This is a genomic window from Enterobacter sp. DVT3837, assembly GCF_056238685.1.
Window position 1 is genome coordinate 2,699,028 of record NZ_JBWDLA010000001.1, and the last position, 16,312, is coordinate 2,715,339.

The 16,312-nt window shown below is 53.9% G+C and carries 15 protein-coding genes and 1 pseudogene; 14 read left to right on the forward strand and 2 right to left on the reverse strand.

Translation table 11 applies throughout. The features are described from left to right. Positions 1 to 34: 34 nt before the first annotated feature. Both AC0XWG_RS13385 and AC0XWG_RS13390 read right to left on the reverse strand, forming a co-directional pair. Positions 35 to 412, reverse strand: a complete 378-nt coding sequence (locus tag AC0XWG_RS13385) for a beta-sandwich lipoprotein (RefSeq protein ID WP_180244373.1) — start codon at positions 410 to 412, stop codon at positions 35 to 37. A 212-nt stretch (positions 413 to 624) separates the two neighbouring features. Further along, positions 625 to 736 (reverse strand): annotated as a pseudogene (locus AC0XWG_RS13390). A gap of 705 nt (positions 737 to 1,441) precedes the next feature. Here AC0XWG_RS13390 and AC0XWG_RS13395 point away from each other — a divergent pair. The 14 genes from AC0XWG_RS13395 to AC0XWG_RS13460 are packed head-to-tail and all read left to right on the forward strand — an operon-like array spanning position 1,442 to position 16,303. Continuing rightward, positions 1,442 to 1,648 (forward strand): hypothetical protein, encoded by a 207-nt coding sequence (locus tag AC0XWG_RS13395; RefSeq protein ID WP_048982097.1) that lies wholly within the window; start codon positions 1,442 to 1,444, stop codon positions 1,646 to 1,648. A gap of 14 nt (positions 1,649 to 1,662) precedes the next feature. Then, positions 1,663 to 3,336, forward strand: a complete 1,674-nt coding sequence (locus tag AC0XWG_RS13400; RefSeq protein WP_475680679.1) for a portal protein — start codon at positions 1,663 to 1,665, stop codon at positions 3,334 to 3,336. Further along, the gene (locus AC0XWG_RS13405; RefSeq protein WP_262794463.1) at positions 3,333 to 3,629 is read left to right on the forward strand and encodes a Bbp19 family protein; all 297 of its coding nucleotides are present in this window, start codon (positions 3,333 to 3,335) and stop codon (positions 3,627 to 3,629) included. The genes AC0XWG_RS13400 and AC0XWG_RS13405 overlap by 4 nt, the downstream gene beginning before the upstream one ends. 2 nt (positions 3,630 to 3,631) lie before the next feature. Then, the gene (locus AC0XWG_RS13410; protein WP_475680680.1) at positions 3,632 to 4,348 is read left to right on the forward strand and encodes a peptidase; all 717 of its coding nucleotides are present in this window, start codon (positions 3,632 to 3,634) and stop codon (positions 4,346 to 4,348) included. Positions 4,349 to 4,365: 17 nt separating this feature from the next. Next, positions 4,366 to 5,352, forward strand: coding sequence for a major capsid protein (locus AC0XWG_RS13415; protein WP_475680681.1), 987 nt, complete (start codon positions 4,366 to 4,368; stop codon positions 5,350 to 5,352). Positions 5,353 to 5,403: 51 nt separating this feature from the next. Beyond that, positions 5,404 to 5,844 (forward strand): Bbp16 family capsid cement protein, encoded by a 441-nt coding sequence (locus AC0XWG_RS13420; protein ID WP_475680682.1) that lies wholly within the window; start codon positions 5,404 to 5,406, stop codon positions 5,842 to 5,844. Positions 5,845 to 5,854: 10 nt separating this feature from the next. Then, a complete protein-coding gene (locus AC0XWG_RS13425; RefSeq protein WP_475680683.1) occupies positions 5,855 to 6,223 on the forward strand; it encodes a hypothetical protein in 369 nt (122 codons plus the stop codon). Between the two features lie 51 nt (positions 6,224 to 6,274). Beyond that, positions 6,275 to 6,598: a capsid staple protein gene (gene gp10, locus AC0XWG_RS13430; protein WP_066019115.1), complete on the forward strand. Its 324-nt coding sequence runs from the start codon at positions 6,275 to 6,277 to the stop codon at positions 6,596 to 6,598. Next, entirely contained in the window at positions 6,598 to 7,203 is a 606-nt protein-coding gene (locus tag AC0XWG_RS13435) for a phage connector family protein (RefSeq protein WP_475680684.1), read from the forward strand. The genes gp10 and AC0XWG_RS13435 overlap by 1 nt, the downstream gene beginning before the upstream one ends. Next, a complete protein-coding gene (locus AC0XWG_RS13440; protein WP_475680685.1) occupies positions 7,203 to 9,674 on the forward strand; it encodes a phage tail protein in 2,472 nt (823 codons plus the stop codon). The genes AC0XWG_RS13435 and AC0XWG_RS13440 overlap by 1 nt, the downstream gene beginning before the upstream one ends. Further along, positions 9,674 to 10,138, forward strand: coding sequence for a hypothetical protein (locus AC0XWG_RS13445; protein ID WP_475680686.1), 465 nt, complete (start codon positions 9,674 to 9,676; stop codon positions 10,136 to 10,138). The genes AC0XWG_RS13440 and AC0XWG_RS13445 overlap by 1 nt, the downstream gene beginning before the upstream one ends. Further along, complete coding sequence (locus AC0XWG_RS13450; RefSeq protein WP_475680687.1) at positions 10,138 to 10,719, forward strand: virion core protein, T7 gp14 family; 582 nt, start codon at positions 10,138 to 10,140, stop codon at positions 10,717 to 10,719. The genes AC0XWG_RS13445 and AC0XWG_RS13450 overlap by 1 nt, the downstream gene beginning before the upstream one ends. Further along, the gene (locus AC0XWG_RS13455; RefSeq protein WP_475680688.1) at positions 10,719 to 13,412 is read left to right on the forward strand and encodes a transglycosylase SLT domain-containing protein; all 2,694 of its coding nucleotides are present in this window, start codon (positions 10,719 to 10,721) and stop codon (positions 13,410 to 13,412) included. The genes AC0XWG_RS13450 and AC0XWG_RS13455 overlap by 1 nt, the downstream gene beginning before the upstream one ends. Further along, positions 13,412 to 16,303 (forward strand): hypothetical protein, encoded by a 2,892-nt coding sequence (locus tag AC0XWG_RS13460; protein WP_475680689.1) that lies wholly within the window; start codon positions 13,412 to 13,414, stop codon positions 16,301 to 16,303. Before AC0XWG_RS13455 ends, AC0XWG_RS13460 begins: the two co-directional genes overlap by 1 nt. Positions 16,304 to 16,312 lie beyond the last annotated feature (9 nt).

Here is a 16,312-nt window from a genome sequence, read left to right on the forward strand (position 1 = left end):
CGCATTAGCGGGCTGATTGTGACATGTCACGGCGTTATCGAATGTCTATATCTGGAACGATTACCGACGGCTTGAATGTAACTTTGTAGAAGTATTTGCTGACCTTCGCAGGCTCGGTTTGCTCCATGAACCAGGTAACATTGTCAGACAGGCCGAGCATGTGTTTCTTGTACTGATTAGGGCCAACTTGGCAGATCACGCCCAAAGTCGTAGCCGTGCTGGTATTATCTTTGGTGCAAAGCCCTTCAATGGTCAGTACGTAATCACCTGTTATTCCGTTGTAGAAAACAAAGCGGCGATTCACCTGAAAATTATCAGAGTCTTTACTCAGGTTCTGAGAGACAACGTCGGCGTCATTCACATCGCAAGCGGCAAGCAACATTACCGCCAGTAGCATCAATATTTTTTTCATAACCTCACCTTAAAAAAATGCCCGGACGAACCGGGCGAATGATCAACGGAGTGCCTTCCTTGGCAGTTACGGGTTTACAGCGCAACGTCATCGGAATGGCGTTCTGCTGTAAAAAGGGCGGTGGTCAGAAGTGGGAGCAACTGCCACCGCCAAGGCAACACACAGCTATCGTAACTGGCACTACTGGTATCACGGTCCTAAGGCGTGATTTGGTTGTGGTGCCGGATTCGAACCGGCGCGGCGATCCTTTCGGAACCCATTACCCGCCCATGCAGCAATGGCAAGCATGGATGGAGCTCTAACCAATTCCTGAGCTAACCACAACTGGAAGAGCACTGGCTTGGCTCGACATCAGAGGGTGGAACAGCCCTGAAATGTCCAATGCTCTTACCTGTTGTGTGCTCTGTTTCGCTGAGCCAGCGGCAGGTGATCAAGCTGCACCAATGTGGAACTTATTTTCGGCTTTATGCCCATGCCACAACATTGAGAGCACTGCGCCTGTATCGGTTAGCGTCACGGGATTAACCGGTCACCCCAATGCTCTCATCGTTGCATCCTCGTCTCTTCCGAGGTGTCACACCTGATCGCCACGCTGGTGAGTCGTCATGTCGTGCATACCGAAAACACTGACTTGCACATTCCGGCTACCCGCTTGGCCGTAAACAGCAAGGGAGCCATCGGACCGCTGCGGCACATGTGCCATATACCGTACTGCTCACACCTGGAAGCGCACTCACCAGTTTTGATTTAGCGACAAGACCTCACAGAACCGATATCGAAGTGCGCTTTCATGTTGTGTGCGGAGATGATGCTCCGCTTATCCACCGCCTTTACTTTTAAGCCCAACATGCTGCTGCGGTACTCCGGGCTACTGCATAAGCGGTTACATAACCACCTCCGCAATCAGATTGATTCCTCAACTTGTTACCTGAAGGGTAATAATAACATCTGAATATGTCAATGCACTACGTAAAATAATCCGTATATGGTTAAATTGGTAATAATTTAATCGTGTGTGAGGTTATCGCTATGTGTATCGGCAGCAAGCCATCAGTGCCAGCGGCACCAGAAGTTCAGGCCGCACCTCAGGAGCAGGACGCCGCTGTGGTCAGTGCCCGCGATGACGAAGAGCGCCGCCGCCGCGCAGCAGCAGGCACCAAATCGACAATGCTGACCGGCGCCCAGGGCGACACCTCCGCAGCCAACACCAGCGGTAAAACGCTGCTCGGTCAGTAACGGAGCGCGCAGAGATGGCGGAAACCGAAAAAGAGCGGCTGCTGAAGCAGCTCGCACAGCTGAAGAGTGAGCGCACATCGTTCGAGCCGCACTGGCGAGACCTGAGCGACTTTATCAATCCGCGCGGTTCCCGCTTCCTGACGTCTGACGTTAACCGTGACGATCGCCGCAACACCAAAATTGTTGACCCGACCGGCTCAATGGCTCAGCGCATTCTGTCCAGTGGCATGATGTCCGGCATCACCAGCCCGGCCCGTCCGTGGTTCAAGCTGGCAACGCCTGACCCTGACATGATGGATTACGGCCCGGTTAAGATCTGGCTGGAAGTCGTGCAGCGCCGCATGAACGAAGTGTTCAACAAGTCGAATCTGTACCAGTCACTGCCTGTCATGTACGCCAGCCTGGGTACTTTCGGTACCGCCGCCATGGCCGTGCTCGAAGATGACCAGGACGTGATCCGCACAATGCCTTTCCCGATTGGCAGCTATTACCTGGCAAACAGCCCGCGCGGCAGCGTCGATACCTCATTCCGCCAGTTTTCCATGACCGTGCGCCAGCTGGTGCAGGAATTCGGACTGGACAACGTGAGCACGTCAGTCAGGAGCATGTGGGATAACGGCACGTATGAAACGTGGATCGAGGTTAACCACTGCATCACGCCAAACATCAACCGCGACAGCGGGAAGATGGACAGCAAGAACAAGCCTTTCCGCTCCGTCTATTTCGAGACCGGCGGCGACGCCGACAAGCTGCTGCGTGAATCCGGCTTCGATGAATTCCCGATCCTGGCGCCGCGCTGGGAAGTGAACGGCGAGGACGTTTACGCGTCCTCATGTCCTGGCATGCTGGCGCTCGGCCAGGTTAAAGCCCTTCAGGTTGAGCAGAAACGCAAAGCTCAGCTGATCGACAAAGCCACTAACCCGCCGATGGTGGCCCCGACGTCGCTTAAGAATCAGCGCGTTTCTCTGCTGCCTGGTGACGTTACCTATCTCGACGTGCTGAGCGGTCAGGACGGTTTCAAGCCTGCTTACCTGGTCAACCCGAATACCGCCGACCTGCTGGCTGACATTCAGGACACCCGCCAGACCATCAACAGCGCCTACTTTGTCGACCTCTTCATGATGCTACAGAACATCAACACCCGCTCTATGCCGGTGGAAGCAGTTATCGAGATGAAGGAAGAGAAGCTGCTGATGCTCGGACCGGTGCTGGAGCGCCTGAACGACGAAGCGCTCAACCCGCTTATCGATCGCGTGTTCTCCATCATGGCGCGCAAGAACATGCTCCCGCCGCCTCCTGAAGTTATGCAGGGCATGCCGCTGCGCATTGAGTACATCTCCGTGATGGCGCAGGCGCAGAAATCTATCGGGCTCACCAGCCTGTCGCAGACAGTTGGCTTCATCGCGCAACTGGCATCAGTCGGTAAAACAGATGCGCTCGACAAGCTCGACGCGGATCAGGCTATCGACGCGTTCGCAGAGATGGCAGGCACATCGCCAACCGTCATTGTTCCGCAGGAGCAGGTGCAGCAGATTCGCGAAGAGCGCGCCAAACAGGCTCAGCAGGCGCAGGCCATGCAGATGGGTATGGCAGCGGTGCAGGGTGCCAAGACACTAAGCGAGACGCAGACCACTGACCCAAGCGCGCTTACTGCTCTCACTAACGCAGCAGGAGCGGCGCAGCAATGACGTACATCGACGATGAAGAACGCAAAGCGGAGCTGGAAGCCAAACAGCAGATCCTTGCTCAGCGCGATATCGACGACATCCAGTTTGTTATGGGCAGCGAACAGGGGCGCAGGGTCGTCTGGTCATTGCTGGAGAAAGGTCAGGTGTTCGGTGCCTGCTTCAACGTAGACCCGAGCATCACAGCATTCAACGAAGGGCAGCGCAACCTGGCGCTGGTTCTGTTTCAGCGCGTCATGACGCACTGCCCCGATCAGTATCTGAAGATGGCCGCAGAGGCCAGTGAACAGGAGTAACCATGAATTTATTTGAACGTTTGCTGCATCGCCGTCTTTGCAATGAGCAATCCACTGAAGGTGGTCAGGCAGATACAGCCTCAACTGGTACCACTGAAACAACTCAAGGTGCTGGCGAAACGCAGCAGCAAACTCAGGAGCAAAGCCAGACGCAGGATAACGCGACGGGTACTGATTCTGACAAAGGTTCAGAAACTCAGAAAACTGAGGAGGAACTTGCTGCTGATAAAGCCAAAGCCGAAAAGGCTGAAAAAGAGCAGAAGCAGGAAGGCGCGCCGGAGAAATACGAATTTACCGCTGGCGAAGGCGTTGAGCTGGATACCGAAGCGCTGAAGGACTTCGAGCCGGTTGCCCGCGATCTGAACCTGACCAATGAGCAGGCGCAGAAGCTGGTGGACGCATATCCGAAAATCCTTGCCGGTGTGCAGCAGCGCCAGGCAGAAGCCTGGCAGGCGCAGACAGAACAGTGGGCAGCCGATGTGAAGGCTGACAAAGAGATTGGCGGCGACAAACTGACGGCAAATCTCAGTGCCGCGCAGCGTGCTCTGGACCTGTTCGGCACTCCTGAACTCAAAGAATACCTGAACACGACCGGGCTGGGTAACCACCCAGACCTGGTTAAGACGTTCGTGAAAATCGGTAAAGCCATGTCTGAAGACGGCATGGTCGATGGCAGTAATCAAGGCCAGCGTAGTGCGGCCGAAGTGCTTTATGGCTAATAAGAGAGGATATAACCATGGCTGTTAAAGGCGTAAATGCGCTGACGCTGGCTGACTGGGCTAAGCGCACTGATCCAAACGGGAAGGTAGACAAGATTGTCGAACTCCTTTCCCAGACCAACGAAATCCTGACGGACATGATGTTCGTTGAGGGTAACCTGCCAACCGGTCACCGCACTACCGTGCGCTCTGGTTTGCCGCAGCCTACCTGGCGCTTGCTGAACTATGGCGTGCAGCCTGCCAAGTCCACTACCGTACAGGTTACTGACACTGTCGGCATGCTGGAAGCTTATGCCGAAGTTGATAAGTCACTGGCTGATTTGAGCGGCAACACTGCTGAATTCCGCCTGTCTGAAGATCGTGCATTCCTCGAAGGCATGAACCAGCAGATGGCTCAGACCCTGTTCTACGGCGACACCAGTGTGAATCCGCAGCAGTTCATGGGCCTGTCATCACGTTACTCCAGCAAGTCTGCAGGTAACGGCCAGAACATTATCGACGCTGGCGGTACCGGAACTGATAACACCTCTATCTGGCTGGTGGTATGGGGTGAAAACACCGTTCATGGCATCTTCCCTAAAGGGCAGAAAGCTGGTTTGCAGACTCAGAACCTTGGCGAGCAGACCCTGATCGATGCCAATGGCGGCAAATACCAGGGTTATCGCACCCATTATAAATGGGATAACGGACTGGCTCTACGTGACTGGCGCTACGTTGTGCGCATCGCCAACATTGACGTGAGCGATCTTTCTGTGCCGGGTTCTGCCGCAAACATCGTCACATTGATGGTTAAAGCGCTTCACCGCGTTCCTAACCTGAAGATGGGTCGTGCGGTGTTCTACATGAACCGTACCGTTGCCCAGGCTCTCGACCTTCAGTCTCTGGATAAAGCTTCTCTGGCTTTGTCCGTAAAAGAGACCGAAGGCGAATTCTGGACCACGTTCCGTGGCATCCCAATCCGTGAAACCGATGCGATTCTGGAAACAGAAGCGCGCGTTGTTTAACGCCTGTCATTAACTGATGGGCCTTTACCGGCCCATGAATGGAGAAAGAAAATGATCCTCGACAAACTGTTGATGTTCTCCGAAGCGCAGGCGGTTACTGCTGGCGGCGCTTCAACTGACGTTATCGACCTTGGCCCTATCGACGGCACCCGCCGCGATATTGGTGTTGGCTACCCACTGGAGTTCTGGGCAAACGTGAATACCACTGCAACAGCAGCTGGTGCCGCTACCCTGAACGTCCAGTTGCAGACCAGCCCGGATAACTCCACCTGGACCACTATCTACGACAGCGGCACTCTGGCACTGGCGGCGCTTACTGCTGGCAAACGTCTGTTCTCTGCCAAGGTTCCGGCAGGCGTTCAGCGCTATCTGCGCGTCAACTACGTGGTCGGTACCGGGCCGCTGACTGCTGGCGCGTTCACCTCGGGTATTAACCTGGATGTTGACAACAACACTCCATACTACCCAATCCGTTCCAAAGTGACTGGCTAAGGTGGAAGCGATGGAAAAAGCAAAATACCGCGTCCTGCGCTTATCCCATATTCATAACAACCTCTGGCCGGAAGGCTCAGAGATTGAATATGACGGTGAGCCAGGATCGGCGCTGGAGCCTATCAACGCAGCAGCGAAGGCAGCAAAGAAAAAGGCAGACCAGAAGCGCGGCATCTTGACTGTTGATTCTCAGCCTGAACCTCAAGTTGAAGATGAGGACAAGGAAGAGAATGGCGGCAACGATGCCAATACCTTCAGTGAAGATGAAGCCTCGTTACGTCAGCAGTACGAAGAACTTTTCAACAAAAAGCCTGGCAACATGAATGTTGAAACGATCAAAGAGCGTATTGCTGAAGAACGGCAGAAACTGGGCGTCTGAGCCTCGCTAATCAAACAGGGGGCTTCGGCCCCCTTCTTGCAGGAGTCCATTATGGAACTGGTAAACCTCAAAACCGGCACCGATACCTATCAGGATGAGGACGGGAAAACCCAGACTCGCGATGATTATCCTTGGGGCCTGTGCATTAGCCTGGACAATGACACGCTGAACAGACTCGGTATTACCACTCCACCAGTTGGTGGCATGGTGATGATCACCGCTAAAGCACTCGTTAAATCAACCTCTGAGCGTCAGGACGAAGACGGAGTGTGCCGACGGGCAGAGTTGCAGATCACCGATATGGCAATGGCGCCTGATTCCAGCGAGCCGCCAAAGACAGCAGCACAAACTCTCTATGGTGGGGAGGATGATTAATGGCCTCCGTTATCGAGATCTGCAACCGCGCGCTTAGCAATATCGGCAACAGCCGCAGCATTAACAGCCTGAACGAGGCCAGCAAAGAAGCCGATCAGTGCTCCCTGCATTTCGATGCGTGCCGCGATGCTGCGCTGGCTGACTTCGACTGGAACTTCGCCACCAAACGCCTGGCGCTGGCCGATACCAATAATCCGCCTCCTGACTGGCAATACGCATACCAGTACCCGACTGACTGCGTGCGCATCACCGAAATTATGGTGCCCGGTGTTCGTAACCCGACGGCTGCCATGCGCATCAACTATGAGGTCGGCTCCAACGGTGACGGTACTGGGAAGTTGATTTACACAGACCAGCCTCAGGCGTGGCTGAAGTACATTGCTCGCGTCACTGACGTTAACATGTTCGATCCCATCTTCATGGAGGCGCTGTCCTGGCGTCTGGCAGCGGCCATTAATATGCCGCTCACCGGCAGCGCAGATCTCGGTAACAACGCACTGAACATGTACCAAAAGGTCATCCTGAGCGCTGGTTCGCACAGCCAGAACGAATCACAGGAGCCTCAGCCGCCAGTAGACCCATTCACTGAAGCGAGGATGTCATAATGGCTTTCAGTTGGATCCAGCCGAGCTTTGCCGGCGGTGAGATTGGCCCGTCTCTGTACGGCCGTATTGATATGTCAAAGTATCAGGTGGCGCTGCGCAAGTGCGATAACTTTATCGTGCGTCAGTATGGCGGGGTTGAGAATCGCCCGGGAACGCGCTTCGTCGGCGAAGCAAAATATTCGAACAAAAAATGCCGCCTTATCCCGTTCCAGTTCTCGACCGTTCAGACCTATGCGCTGGAATTCGGCGACGGCTACATGCGCGTTATCAAAGACGGTGCGTATGTGCTCAACAGCAGCAATGTGATTTACGAACTGTCTATGCCGTATGCTGAAGCCGACCTGTTCCGCATCAAATTCACACAGAGCGCCGACGTGCTTACGCTGGTTCACCCTACCTACCCTCCGAAGGAGCTACGCCGCTACGCACATGATAACTGGCAGATAGTCGACGTCACCACCAAAAACGGCCCATTCGAAGATATCAACGTTGACGAGTCAGTGAAGGTTTACGCCAGCGCCAGCACCGGCACGATTACGCTGACGGCGAGCTCTGCCATCTTTGGTGCTGAGCAGGTCGGAAAACTGTTTTACCTCGAACAGCCTGCGGTTGATTCCGTTCCTGTCTGGGAGACCAGCAAAACCACGGCTATCAACGACGTGCGCCGCGCTGACAGCAACTACTACCGGGCCAACACCGCCGGTAAGACTGGTACTCTGCGACCGTCTCACACCGAAGGTATGTCATGGGATGGATGGGGTGGCACCGGGGATAGCGATACAGGTATTCAGTGGGAATACCTGCACAGTGGTTTCGGGATTGTGCGCATCACTGCGGCATCTGGGACTACGGCCACGGCCACGGTGATCAGCTATATCCCTTCTCAGGTCGTTGGATCGGCGAATGGAAGCTATAAGTGGGCGCGCTACGCATGGAACAACGTCAGCGGCTACCCGAGCACTGTCGTCTATTATCAGCAGCGTCTGTATTTCGCCGCGTCTACCGCATACCCGCAAACTATCTGGGCAAGCCGTACAGGCGATTATAAAGACTTCGGCAAGAACAACCCTATTCAGGATGACGATCGCATTATCTACACCTATGCTGGTCGCCAGGTGAATGAGATCCGCCATCTTATCGACGTTGGCAATCTTGTCGCGTTGACGTCTGGCGGGGAATATACGATATCCGGAGACCAGAATAAGGTACTTACTCCGTCGGCGTTCTCTTTCAGCTCACAGGGAAATAACGGTTCCAGCAACGTGCCGCCGATCGCAGTGGCAAACATCGCACTATTCATCCAGGAGAAAGGGAGCGTAGTCCGCGATCTGGCTTATTCCTTCGACGTCGACGGATACCAGGGCACAGACCTGACCATACTGGCAAACCACCTTTTCCAGAAACGCAGCATTGTCGACTGGTCATTCTGCATCGTGCCGTACAGCAGCGCATTCTGTATCCGCGACGACGGCAAGTTGCTGGTGCTGACATATCTTCGCGATCAGCAAGTGTTCGCTTGGGCGCCGCAGTCCAGCGCCGGGAAGTATGAAAGCACCTGCTCAATCAGCGAAGGCAGCGAAGACGCGGTTTATTACGTGGTAAACCGTACCATCAACGGCCAGACGAAACGTTATATCGAGCGCCTGTCCAGCCGCCTGTTTACAAGTGATGAAGATGCGTTCTTTGTTGATTGTGGACTGAGTTATGACGGACGAAATACCTCAACACGTACAATGACCATCAGCGGCGGAGCTGGAGACTGGAGCTACCAGGTCGACTACCCGGTATCTATTACTGGCGGAGCTTATTTCGTCAACACGGACATCGGCGCTCAGATCCAGTTCCCGTACTCAGAAACGGATCCTGACACTGGCGCATTGGTGGCGAAAGAGTTACGCGGCGATATTGTTTCGGTAACCAGCAGCACGGCGGTGGTAGTACGCTTTAACCGTAACGTTCCTGCAGTCCTGCGCAGCGAGGCCACGACAAACTGGCAAATGGCTCGCCAGACTTTCAGCGGGTTGTCACATCTCGAAGGCCAGACAGTAAACATTCTCTCCGATGCCAACGTAGAGCCGCAAAAAATCGTAACTGGTGGCGCTGTCACGCTGGAATCGCCTGGCGCTGTGGTGCATATCGGACTGCCTATCACTGCTGAATTCGAAACGCTGGACATCAACATCAACGGGCAGGAAACGCTGCTGGATAAAAAACAGCTTATCCCGTCTGTCACTCTGGTGGTCAACGCCAGTCGCGGTATCTTGGCAACCACGCCTGGTGGAAAGTGGTACGAATATCCACAACGTGAGTTCGAGTTTTACGACGATCCTGTTGATGATGCGACAGGAAAAGTGGAAGTGAAACTCGACAGCGACTGGGGTAAGAACGGGCGCGTTAAGGTAAGACAGACCGACCCTCTGCCGCTTTCAGTTCTGGCTGTAATACCACGCCTTTCCGTAGGGGGACTCTGATGCTTAATGCTCAAATCGTACCGGCCACCGCAGAGCATATCGAAGCCATGCTGCCGCATGTCAGACAGGCTGACGTTGATGAATTTATGGCTACAAACGGCTGGAGTCAGCGCCGGGTGCTGGAAACAGGTCTGCGCACGTCAACATTCTGCTGCGCAGGACTGATTAACGGCGAGGTGGTGACCATCTTCGGTGTGGCTCCGGCGTCGATGATCGGTGGCAGTGGCATCCCCTGGCTGGTAGGTACTGATGCGCTGGAGAAATATCAGCGCACTTTCCTGCGCCGGTGCGGAAAAGTGGTCAATGCAATGCTGACCGTTTATCCGTATCTTGAAAATTATGTTGATGCACGCAACCACGCCGCGCGCGCATGGCTGCACTGGCTTGGTTTCACTATTGAAGAGCCTAAGCCGTATGGCATCCAGCATCTCCCGTTCCACCGTTTCCACATGGAGAGAAAATAATGTGTGAACCCACCACAATCTTAGCCGGTGCGACACTCGCGGCAGGCGCATTGTCAGCTTACAACCAGTATGAGACAGGCAAATATTCTGCCGCTGTTGCTGAGCAAAATGCGGATGTGGCAGAAGCTCAGGCGCAGGACTCGATTAACCGTGGCAATGCCCAGGCCGAAGAAGTTCGCCGACGTAATCGTCAGGCTGCCGGGACACAGGCGGCAACCATGGGGGCCACCGGGGCGGATCTCTCAACTGGTAACGCTCTCGACATCTTCGGTGACACTGCGCAGTTCGGCACGCTGGATGCTCTGACGACCGTTAACAACGCCCAGCGCGAGGCTTACGGCTATCAGGTACAGGCTGCCAATTATGAAGCCCAGGCGATATCAGCGCGTAAGCAGGGGAATATGGGGGCCGCTACCACGTTGCTTACAACTCCGTTGCAGGCGTATGGCGCTTATCAGATGGCCGGCGGCACCTGGAGTCCATTCAAAACATCACTTTCATCTGGTGGTGGAACTACCCCGATGTTATCCAACAAGGGTTTTATTAATAGCAGCTCACAGTTCAAATTAGGGGGCTACTGATGCCAATTGTTCCGACAGTTCAAGGCCGACAGGTTCAAAGCACAGGTGTGCAGACCGGTGGATTTTCAGCTCCGCAAAATCTGGATGCTTTTGGTGCTTTGTCTGAGGTAGGTGAAAAATATATTGGCGCAGTTGCAGAAGCTAAACAGCGGGCGAATGTGGCTCTTTCACAGGAGGCTAGCTTAAAGCTCAGTCAGGCCGAAGAGGATTTAAAGACCCAGCTTTACAGCCTGAAGGGTCAGAATGCCATCGGTAAGGGGCAGGAGTTTACGCAGCAATATGATGAGCAGATCCAATCCCTAGCCTCGTCGCTACCTGATGACGCATCGCGCCAGATGTTCATGCAGCAGGCGCAGCAGCAGCGCATCCAGTTTCAGGGAAACGTTGGCCGCTATGAGCAGGGGCAGGTCAGCGAGTTTGAAGGAAATCAATACGATGCCACCAGACAGTTGCAAATCCAGAAAGAGGCTGATGCGTGGAATAATCCCCAGGAAGCTATTCTCGCAAAGAATATTCGCACAGTAGCAACAGCGAGATTCGGTGCCTCAAGGGGTTGGTCGCAGGAGCAGATTCTGGCTGCCATTGAAAAAGATAACCTTGCCGCCACTGAGATGAGAGCTAAAAACTATGCAGTTGATAACCCGCTTGGGTGGATGAACGGTGAGTTTTCAGCAGATGATACTGGTGGTCTGGATATGCGATCTGTAGGTATCGTCGAGTCAGGTGGTAAGCATCTTAATTCAGACGGGTCAATTGTCACTTCTTCAGCTGGTGCTCAGGGCCGTTTCCAGTTAATGCCTGAAACAGGCAAAGAACTGGCCGCACGGCGTGGGCTGAAGTACAACCCGGCAGACGAGCAGCAACACACCATGCTGGCCTCGGATTACGCGCAGGAACTGTCAAACAAGTATGGCTCTGAATTACTGGCTGGAGCAGCATATAACTGGGGGCAGGGCAATGTTGACAAACTTATTGAGAAGATCGGTGATCCAAGAAAAGGAGAGATATCCCAAGCCGATTTCATAAAAAAACTACCATCTGAAACGCAGGGTTGGATTTCACGATACCGTAAAAATAAAACCGGTATGGATCCCGTTACCGTTAATCAAATTGATAATCTTGCAAACGCTCAGATTGAGAAGCAGAGAAAACTGGTACTTAATGAGCTCGAACCGCTGCTCAACAATACAATGGCTCAACTCAATAATGGCGAAGTCCCTGATGCCGTTCCTTCTATCCCGGCGATTATGTTTGGCTACGGTGAGCAAGGAAAAAAAATGGTATCGAAGCTCGATATCGCTATGGACAATGCAAAAACTTTCCAGGCAATTCAGTACCTTTCTCCAGAACAGCAGCAGCAGGAATTACTCAAAAAGAAACCAGAGGTAAATGACCCTGAATATGCGCTCAAACTCGATGCGTATGGCAAGCTCGGCACGCTGGTGCAGAAAAGTAATGAAGTGATACAGGCGCAGCGTGATGCCCGTCGTTTTAACGAAGCGATGTCTTTGGGTGAGAAACTCGATCCTACCAATAAATCCATGCAAAAAGCCTCCGACGCGACACCAACGGCGCAAAATTTCCGGATTAACGATGCCACTACTCACGACGGGATCGTGCAGCAGGTGGCTCAGACCGGGATTATTCCTTCGCAGGTAACCACCCAGTTATCGGCTATTTCCCGCTCGCGCAGTCCTGAGGTTGTCCGTCAGGGAGCTGAGTTATTTAATCGTCTTTATGACGCAGATCCCGCGTCTGTTGGCGATATGCCCAAGGATATGCAGGGATTTTATCTCACCGTTAAGCAGCTAACTGATTCTGGAATGGCACCTGAATCAGCTATAGAACAGGCTCATAACCTGACATACAACCAGACCGATGCCCTCAAAGCGCAGCTGGCATCAACCCAGAGCACTAAGGAGTACAAAAAAGACCGGGCTAAGGCGATGGATTCAGCCGTAAGCAATATGTCTCCCTGGTATAGCTTTGGCGGGCCATCGGCAGATGACTCAACTCCAGATGCTGCAAGATTCAGAAATGATTATCAGGCGCTGTACGACATTAACTATCGCACCACCGGCGGCAATGCTGACGCAGCGAAGAAAATGACCAATCAGCAGATTGCCCGCACCTGGAGTATCAGCGAGGTTAACGGTGAAGCCAAACTTATGAAATACGCGCCAGAGGCACTCTATAACTACGGTCCGTCAGGCTGGCAAGCTGCACAGTGGAAGGCAGATAAAGAGCAATTGATGTATGGCGACCGTAAGGGAGATATCACAACAAGCCCGACACAACTCGGGATCACCTCCGGAAACGCAGCACCTGTTACAAGTAAAATGCCGGGGTCGCGTATTGGCGGCGATCTGGAAATTACCCCTGATGTTCTGACGCCACAGGGGTTAGGCTACGCGATAATGATCAGGATGAAAGATAAAGATGGCATTGAGACTGTCCAGCCGCTATACGATAAATTTGGTCAGGTTAGCAGGTGGACGCCATCACTTGAGGACTGGGAACCGTATAAAAAGTCTCAAATAGAGAGAGAACAGAAAGACCAAGAGGAAATTCTACGTGGTCAGGAAATTCGTGGTTTTAAGGATAAGCACCGCGCGATTGATGAGCAATATCGCAGGTTCCACGATGATCGTGTTAATCGCTTCAAAAACTATTTCTCATGGAGTAATGAATAATGCCTGTTTTCTCTTTGCCAGAAAAGTACTCAAATGGTTACACGCCTGGCGGTTCAATTTTACCTCAGCCTACTGGGTTTGATGTGCCTTTGCCTGAAGGAACCAACCCGGATCCGCGGCAACCAGAGCCATCGGTATGGGGCGCCGCCTTCCGCCAGAATAACCTTCTGGCCGAGATGTTCCGCCCGGCCAAGCAGTTTGAGTCGGTAGACGGGTATAACCCTTATGCTGATAAAACCGAGCTGCACGGGTACGAACAATGGGGATCTGCTTTTGCTGATTCCCGTTCACCGGAAGAAACTGCATGGCTTAAACAGCAGATTGACGACGAAAACGAGGACCGTCGGGTACTTTCAGAGGCGGGCGGGGAGGGTGTCCTGGCCAGTATTGCCGCCGGGGTTGTCGACCCGGTTACAGTCGCTTCGATGTTTATTCCCGGTGCTCAGGGCGGTACAGTGGCCCGTATCGCGTCACAGGCTGCTATCGGTGCAGCTGCAACAGCAGCGAGCGAGGTTACGCTGAACAACCAACAGATCACCCGCACGTGGGGGGAGAGCGCTTCCCACGTCGCAGCCGGTGCGTTGATGAGCGGGGTATTTGCGGCGGCGGGGGCAGCGCTGACACCCTCTGTTCGCACAGCGGCCACGCGTGAAGTGGCTGACGCGCTTGATAATATGAGTATCACGTCAGCGACGGACACGGCTGCTGCCTCGCTTCCAGAAGGTGGTAGCGTCGGCGCGGCGCGAATCAACGAAGCCACGCTCGAAGATCTCACTCCGGCAGCTGGCGGCCCGGTTGGTAAACTGGCGCGTAAGGCGGGTAGCTATCTGACACCATTCACCCGCCTGATGGAGTCACCGTCAAAGACATCCCGCCGTACGGCTCTTGAGCTGGCAGAGAATAATTACACACTTCAGGGCAATGCCCGCGGCATTGAGACACCAATTGCGGCGGAAACCCGTGTTCGCGGGTGGCGTCGTGAAGAGGCGGCCGTCGTGGTGACGAACAAACAGGCCTACAGCCAGTATAAAGCCGCCGGGGGCGACCTGAGTTTTTCACAGTTCCGTGAGGAGGTAGGTAACGCCATGCGCAGCGGTGATGTGCATGCTAATCCGGTGGTGCAGGAAGCGGCGCAGGCAATGCGCACCGTTGTTAATCGGGTGAAAGTGGCACAGCAAAAGCTTGGCCTGTTGCCACCTGACGAGGAACTGAAAGCCATCGGCCAGGAGAGTTATTTCCCTCGCGTGTACAAAGTCGGCAAGATTGTCAACGAGCGTGATAAATTCCGCGACATGCTGGTTGACTGGTGGTCGCGTGGTGAAAAAACCATGTCCCGCGAAGAGGCGGAAATTACGGCCGATGCCACGATTAATAAAATTGTCGGCGCAAAAATTCCCCAGGATTTCGCAAACGTCTTTATGGTGAAATCGGCAGGAAGCACCCGGGCGCGTACGCTCAGTGTTCCAGATCGCCTGATGAAAGATTATCTGGAGAGTGACGCCAACTATGTGTTACAGCGACACATTCGCGAGGCATCGGCAGAGGTTGAGCTGACCCGCGCATTCGGTAACAAATCCCTGGAAAAGCAGCTCAAGGATATTCAGGACGAATACGATGCGCTGATGCGCCAGAATCCCAAAGACCAGGCAAAACTGGCGAAAGCCCGCGATAACGATATCCGGGATATCACAGCGCTACGAGACCGCCTGGTGGGCACCTATGGCATGCCTGACGATCCATCATCATTTTTCGTGCGCGCTGGTGCGTTTCTACGCAGCGCTAACTTTGTTACCAAGCTGGGCGGTATGACCGTTTCCGCTATTCCTGATCTTGCGCGCGGTGTGATGGTTAACGGGTTTGGCAATACCATGCGCGGTTACTCTTCGCTGATCACCCGGTCACCGGCATTCAAGGCCAGCCGGGCCGAACAGTTAAAAATGGCCGTCGGGCTGGAAACCATCCTCCACACACGCGCACGCACGATGGGTGACCTTGTGGACAGTTCCGCCCGGACAACGGCAGTGGAAGCGGGTATGGAGCGTGTTACCGATGCGTTCGGCAAGCTCACGCTGATGGGTCACTTCGATGATATGAACAAATCGGTAAACGGTATGATCACGTCCGACGGTATTCTTTCCGGCGCATTCACCGGCCGCCGCCTGGCTAAGCTCGGCATTAACGACAATATGGCCGCGCGTATCCGCAGTGAGTTCGAAAAGCATGGTGAGGTGATCAACGGCTGGCATATCGGCAATTTTGAAAAATGGGACGATCAGCACGTTGCAGGCGTTTTCCAGTCTGCGGTGCTCAAAGACGTTAACAATACCGTTATCACCCCGGGGATTGGCGATACACCGCTGTGGGCCAGTACGCCGCTGGGTAAAACCATATTCCAGTTTAAATCGTTCGCGACCGCTTCCTATAATCGTGCCACGTTGGGCGGACTACAGGAGGGAACCGGTCAGTTTTATTACGGCACCGCATTCCAGATTGCTTTGGGCGCACTGACGTACGCGCTTAAACAGTCTGCAAATGGCAAAGAGGTAGACTGGTCGCCGCAGAAACTTGCTATTGAGGGGATTGACCGATCAGGTATCCTCGGTCCTCTGATGGAATACAACAATATGGCTGAGAAGGCTACCGGGGGTATGGTTGGCCTTGGGGCGCTACTCGGCACGGGCACGCAGTCGAGATATGCAAGCCGTGGCTTTATTGGCTCTGCCCTGGGTCCTACATTTGGCCTGCTCGACACAATTACTGATGTGACCGCCGGGGTGTTGAATGGTGACGCTGGTGACCGGGTTCTGCATAACGTGCGGACGCTGTTGCCGGGGAACAACCTGTTCTGGATTGCCCCGCTGATAAATCAGGTTGATCCGGGAATGAAATAGCGTGACATG

Bases quoted from the DNA above. Each gene is read 5' to 3' on its own strand.
- AC0XWG_RS13385 (WP_180244373.1), bottom strand. From the start codon at position 412: ATGAAAAAAATATTGATGCTACTGGCGGTAATGTTGCTTGCCGCTTGC.
- AC0XWG_RS13395 (WP_048982097.1), top strand. From the start codon at position 1,442: ATGTGTATCGGCAGCAAGCCATCAGTGCCAGCGGCACCAGAAGTTCAG.
- AC0XWG_RS13400 (WP_475680679.1), top strand. From the start codon at position 1,663: ATGGCGGAAACCGAAAAAGAGCGGCTGCTGAAGCAGCTCGCACAGCTG.
- AC0XWG_RS13405 (WP_262794463.1), top strand. From the start codon at position 3,333: ATGACGTACATCGACGATGAAGAACGCAAAGCGGAGCTGGAAGCCAAA.
- AC0XWG_RS13410 (WP_475680680.1), top strand. From the start codon at position 3,632: ATGAATTTATTTGAACGTTTGCTGCATCGCCGTCTTTGCAATGAGCAA.
- AC0XWG_RS13415 (WP_475680681.1), top strand. From the start codon at position 4,366: ATGGCTGTTAAAGGCGTAAATGCGCTGACGCTGGCTGACTGGGCTAAG.
- AC0XWG_RS13420 (WP_475680682.1), top strand. From the start codon at position 5,404: ATGATCCTCGACAAACTGTTGATGTTCTCCGAAGCGCAGGCGGTTACT.
- AC0XWG_RS13425 (WP_475680683.1), top strand. From the start codon at position 5,855: ATGGAAAAAGCAAAATACCGCGTCCTGCGCTTATCCCATATTCATAAC.
- gp10 (WP_066019115.1), top strand. From the start codon at position 6,275: ATGGAACTGGTAAACCTCAAAACCGGCACCGATACCTATCAGGATGAG.
- AC0XWG_RS13435 (WP_475680684.1), top strand. From the start codon at position 6,598: ATGGCCTCCGTTATCGAGATCTGCAACCGCGCGCTTAGCAATATCGGC.
- AC0XWG_RS13440 (WP_475680685.1), top strand. From the start codon at position 7,203: ATGGCTTTCAGTTGGATCCAGCCGAGCTTTGCCGGCGGTGAGATTGGC.
- AC0XWG_RS13445 (WP_475680686.1), top strand. From the start codon at position 9,674: ATGCTTAATGCTCAAATCGTACCGGCCACCGCAGAGCATATCGAAGCC.
- AC0XWG_RS13450 (WP_475680687.1), top strand. From the start codon at position 10,138: ATGTGTGAACCCACCACAATCTTAGCCGGTGCGACACTCGCGGCAGGC.
- AC0XWG_RS13455 (WP_475680688.1), top strand. From the start codon at position 10,719: ATGCCAATTGTTCCGACAGTTCAAGGCCGACAGGTTCAAAGCACAGGT.
- AC0XWG_RS13460 (WP_475680689.1), top strand. From the start codon at position 13,412: ATGCCTGTTTTCTCTTTGCCAGAAAAGTACTCAAATGGTTACACGCCT.